The organism is Streptomyces sp. NPDC021115 (assembly GCF_044333065.1).
GTDB lineage: Bacteria > Actinomycetota > Actinomycetes > Streptomycetales > Streptomycetaceae > Streptomyces.
Window position 1 is genome coordinate 1 of the sequence record NZ_JBIRQF010000050.1, and the last position, 4,652, is coordinate 4,652.

Consider the following 4,652-nt stretch of genomic DNA (forward strand, 5'->3'; position numbering starts at 1 on the left):
GTGAAGTCGAATATTGGTCATACGCAGGCTGCGGCGGGTGTCGCGGGTGTGATCAAGACGGTGATGGCGATGCGGCACGGGGTGCTGCCGCGCACGCTGCATGTGGATGCTCCGTCGTCGCATGTCGACTGGACGGCCGGGGACGTCGAGCTGGTGCGGGACAATACTGCTTGGCCAGCTACCGGTCGTCCGCGCCGGGCGGGGATCTCGTCCTTCGGCGTGAGCGGCACCAACGCGCATGTGGTCCTCGAAGCCGCGCCTTTGGCGGAGTGGCCTGCCGAGGACGTGGAGGCGGTGCCGGGTGTGGTGCCGTGGGTGGTGTCGGCGAAGACCGAGGCCGCTTTGGATGCACAGGTTGACCGGGTCAGGTCGGCTGCGGCCGAGCATGCTCTCGCGTCCCTTGATGTTGGTGTTTCGTTGGTTGCCGGGCGGTCGGTGTTTGAGCATCGGGCGGTGTTGGTGGCTTCTGAGGAGGGTGTGGTCGAGGCTGCTCGGGGTGCGGTGGGTCAGGGTTCGTTGGCTGTGGTGTTCTCGGGGCAGGGTGCGCAGCGGTTGGGTATGGGCCGGGAGTTGTATGGCCGGTTCCCGGTGTTCGCACAGGCGCTGGATGTGGTTCTGGCGCACCTGGATGACTCGGTGCGCGGGGTGATGTGGGGTGAGGACGCGGAGGCGCTGAACGGCACCGGGTCGGCTCAGCCCGCCCTGTTCGCGGTTGAGGTGGCGCTGTTCCGGCTGATGGAGTCCTTTGGAGTGCGGCCGGACTTCGTGGGCGGGCATTCGATCGGCGAGGTCGCGGCTGCCCATGTGGCGGGTGTGCTGTCGATTGAGGACGCCTGTCGGTTGGTGATGGCGCGTTCTCGGTTGATGCAGGACCTCCCGTCGGGTGGGGCGATGGTGGCGGTGCAGGCCACCGAGGACGAGGTTCGGCCGTTGCTCTCCGAGCGAGTGTCGATCGCGGCGGTCAACGGGCCGTCGTCGGTGGTGGTCTCCGGTGACGAGGATGCTGTGCTGGAGGTTGCGGCACGGTTCGAGGCCGGCGGACGGCGTACGAGCAGGCTCGCGGTGAGTCATGCGTTCCACTCGCCACTCATGTCCTCGATGCTCGACGGCTTCCGTGCCGTCGTGGAGGGGCTGGAGTTCCGTGAGCCGGTGGTTCCGGTGGTGTCGAATCTGTCCGGTGCCCTCGCTACGGCGGAGGAGTTGTGTTCGCCGGAGTATTGGGTGCGGCATGTGCGGGAGACGGTGCGGTTCGCTGATGGTGTTCAGGCGTTGTCGGATGCCGGGGTGGGGACGTTCCTGGAGCTGGGGCCGGACGGTGTGCTGTCGGCCCTGGTCCGGGAGTCGGCACCGGATGAGGCTGTGGTCGTGCCGGTGCTGCGTAAGGACCGGCCGGAGGAGACGGCGGCGGTTACCGCGCTCGCCAACCTGCACGTGACCGGCGTGGCCGTGGACTGGCGGGCGTTCTTCGCGGGTACGGCCGCGCGGCAGGTCGAGCTGCCCACCTACGCCTTCCAGCGGCAGCGGTATTGGCCCACAGTTGCGGCTGTTCCAGGTGATGTGCGGGCCGTCGGTCTCGCCTCGGCTGAGCATCCGCTGCTCGGCGCGGCGGTGTCGTTGGCCGACTCGGACGGTGTGGTGTTTTCCGGGCGCCTGTCGTTGGCATCGCATCCGTGGCTGGCCGATCACGCGGTGATGGGCCGGGTTCTGGTGCCGGGGACCGCTTTTGTGGAAATGGCGATCCGGGCCGGTGACGAGTTCGGGTGCGATCTGCTTGAGGAACTGACCCTGGCTGCGCCACTGGTGCTGCCCGAACGGGGCGCGGCACAGATTCAGGTGTTCGTCGGTTCCGCCGATGACTCCGGACGGCGGTCAGTCAAGGTGTTCTCCCGGGCGGATGAGTCCGATGAGCCGCAGTGGACGCAGCACGCCACGGGGGTCCTGGCCGTAGTGGACGACCTGGCCGGCACCGGGTTCGACGCGGCCAACTGGCCGCCTGCGGGCGCTGAGCCGGTCGACCTCGATGAGTGCTACGAACGATTTGCTGACTCCGGGTTCGAGTACGGCCCGGTGTTCCAGGGGTTGCGGGCGGTGTGGCGGCTGGGCGCGGAGCTCTTTGCCGAGGTGGCCTTGGGCGAGGGCGCCGATGTCAGTGGGTTCGGGGTGCATCCCGCGCTTCTGGACGCAGTGCTGCACGCCGCCGCTTTCACCGGTGGCACAACGGATCGCGGTCTGCCGTTCGCTTGGGAGGGTGTTTCGTTGCACGCTTCCGGGGCGACGACGGTGCGGGCTCGGCTGTCGTATGACGAGCGGGGGGCGGTGTCCGTAGCGGTCGCGGATGTGGTGGGTCGTCCAGTGGCGTCCGTCGCGTCTTTGGTCACGCGTCCACTTGCCGCTGAAGAGCTCGCGGACGGTGATAGCCGGGATGCGTTGTTCCGGGTGGAGTGGACCCCGGTGGCCGGTGAGACGGGCGCCGGGCCGTCGGTGGTTGCGGTGGTCGGCCCGGATGGAGGTTTGGCCGGGATGCTGCGCGGTGCCGGGTCGGGCGTTGTGGTGTATCCGGACCTGGCCTCGTTGGCTGTGGCGGATGGGCCGGTGCCGGACGTGGTGTTGGCCGAGGTTGCAATGGAGCGGCCGGGTGACGCAGTGGTGGATGGTGTCCACGACTTGGTGGCGCGGGCTTTGGGCTTGGTTCAGGGGTGGTTGGAGGGGGAGCGGTTCGCTGGGTCTCGTCTGGTTGTGGTGGCGCGTGGTGCTGTCAGCGATCTGGCGGTGGGTTCGGCGTGGGGTTTGCTGCGGTCGGCGCAGTCGGAGCATCCGGACCGGATCACGTTGCTGGACCTTGGTGACGGTGCCGTGTCCGGGGCGGTGTTGTCGCGGGCGTTGGCGCACCCCGAGCCGGAGCTGATGGTTGGTGATGAGCGGCTCTTGTCCCCCCGCCTGACGCGGGTGCCCGTTCCGGAGCTGGGTGCGGCGTCGTGGACGCCGCACGGCAGGGTGTTGATCACGGGTGGTACGGGTGGTCTGGGTGCGGTGCTGGCGCGGCATCTGGTGGCCGAGCACGGCGTACGGGACCTGCTCCTGCTGTCCCGGCGTGGCCTGGCCGCGCCGGGCGCCGGGGGCCTCGTCGCCGAACTTGCCGGATTGGGTGCCCGCGCCGAGGTGGTGGCGTGTGATGTGGCTGATCGTGAGGCGCTGGCCGAGGTGCTGGCCGTGCATGAGGTGTCGGCGGTGGTGCATACCGCCGGGGTGCTGGACGACGGTCTGATCGGGGTTCTCACTCCGGAGCGTGTTGATGCGGTGTTGCGTCCGAAGGTGGACGCGGCGTGGCATCTGCATGAGTTGACGCGGGGCTTGGACTTGTCTGCGTTTGTGGTGTTCTCTTCCGCGGCGGGCACGTTCGGTGGTGCGGGGCAGGGTAATTACGCTGCGGGGAATGCGTTCCTGGACGCGCTGGTGCGGTACCGGCGGGACCGGGGGCTGCCGGGTGTCTCGCTGGCGTGGGGCCCGTGGGAGCAGGCCGACGGCATGCTCGGTGAGTTGAGCGCCGCCGATCGGGAGCGGATGCACCGCTCGGGATTCCCGCCCCTGTCCACCGAGCAGGGTGTGGCGCTGTTCGATGCCGCTGTGGGGGCTGGGGAGCCGGTGGTGTTGCCGGTGCGGCTGGATCTGCCGGCGCTGCGGGCTCGTGGTGAGGTGCCGCCGCTGTTGCGCGGTCTGATCCGTACGCGCCGCACGGCCGGACGGATCCCGTCCACCGGGCTGGTGCAGCGGGAGATGGTGCTGGATCTGGTGCGGGACCAGGTCGCGGCGGTGCTGGGGCACGAGAGTGCCACGGTGGTGGATCCCGCCCGCGCGTTCCGTGATCTCGGGTTCGACTCGTTGCTAGGGGTGGAACTGCGTAACGCGTTGAGTGCCGCGACGGGTTTGAGGCTCCCGGCGACGCTGGTGTTCGACTACCCGAGCGTGGAGGCGTTGGCCGCCCACTTGCTCGATGAGTTGCTGGGGAGCAGGACCGGGGTCGCTGTGCCGGTGGGTGCGCTGCCGCCGGTCGCGGATGATCCGGTGGTGATTGTGGGGATGGCCTGCCGGTACCCGGGCGGAGTGTCGTCTCCGGAGCAGTTGTGGCAGCTGGTGACGGCCGGGGTGGACGCGATTGGCGATTTCCCCGCTGACCGGGGCTGGGACCTGGGTAGTTTGTACCACCCGGATCCCGGCCATCCGGGCACGTCCTCGACCCGTGCGGGTGGCTTCCTCCGGGACCCGGGCGAGTTCGACGCGGCGTTCTTCGGGATGAGTCCGCGTGAGGCGTTGGCGACTGATGCGCAGCAGCGGTTGTTGTTGGAGACGGTGTGGGAGGCCGTTGAGCGCGCCGGGATCGACCCGGTGTCGCTGCGGGGCAGCAGTACCGGCCTGTTCGCCGGTGTGATGTACAACGACTACCGCAACCTGCTGACGGCCCGGGAATTCGAGGCGTTCCGGGGCAACGGTAGTGCGCCGAGTGTGGCGTCGGGCCGGGCGTCGTACACGTTGGGGCTGGAGGGTCCGACGGTCACGATCGATACGGCGTGTTCGTCGTCGTTGGTGGCGATGCATCTGGCGGCGCAGGCGTTGCGTGCGGGTGAGTGTTCGCTGGCGTTGGCTGGTGGTGTGAC

Annotated in this window: 1 protein-coding gene; it reads left to right on the forward strand. The window is 68.9% G+C overall.

Annotated elements, in window-relative coordinates; translation table 11 throughout:
• Positions 1-4,652: type I polyketide synthase (locus tag ACH4TL_RS45700; RefSeq protein ID WP_398425543.1), on the forward strand; the 4,652-nt coding region annotated here is incomplete at both ends.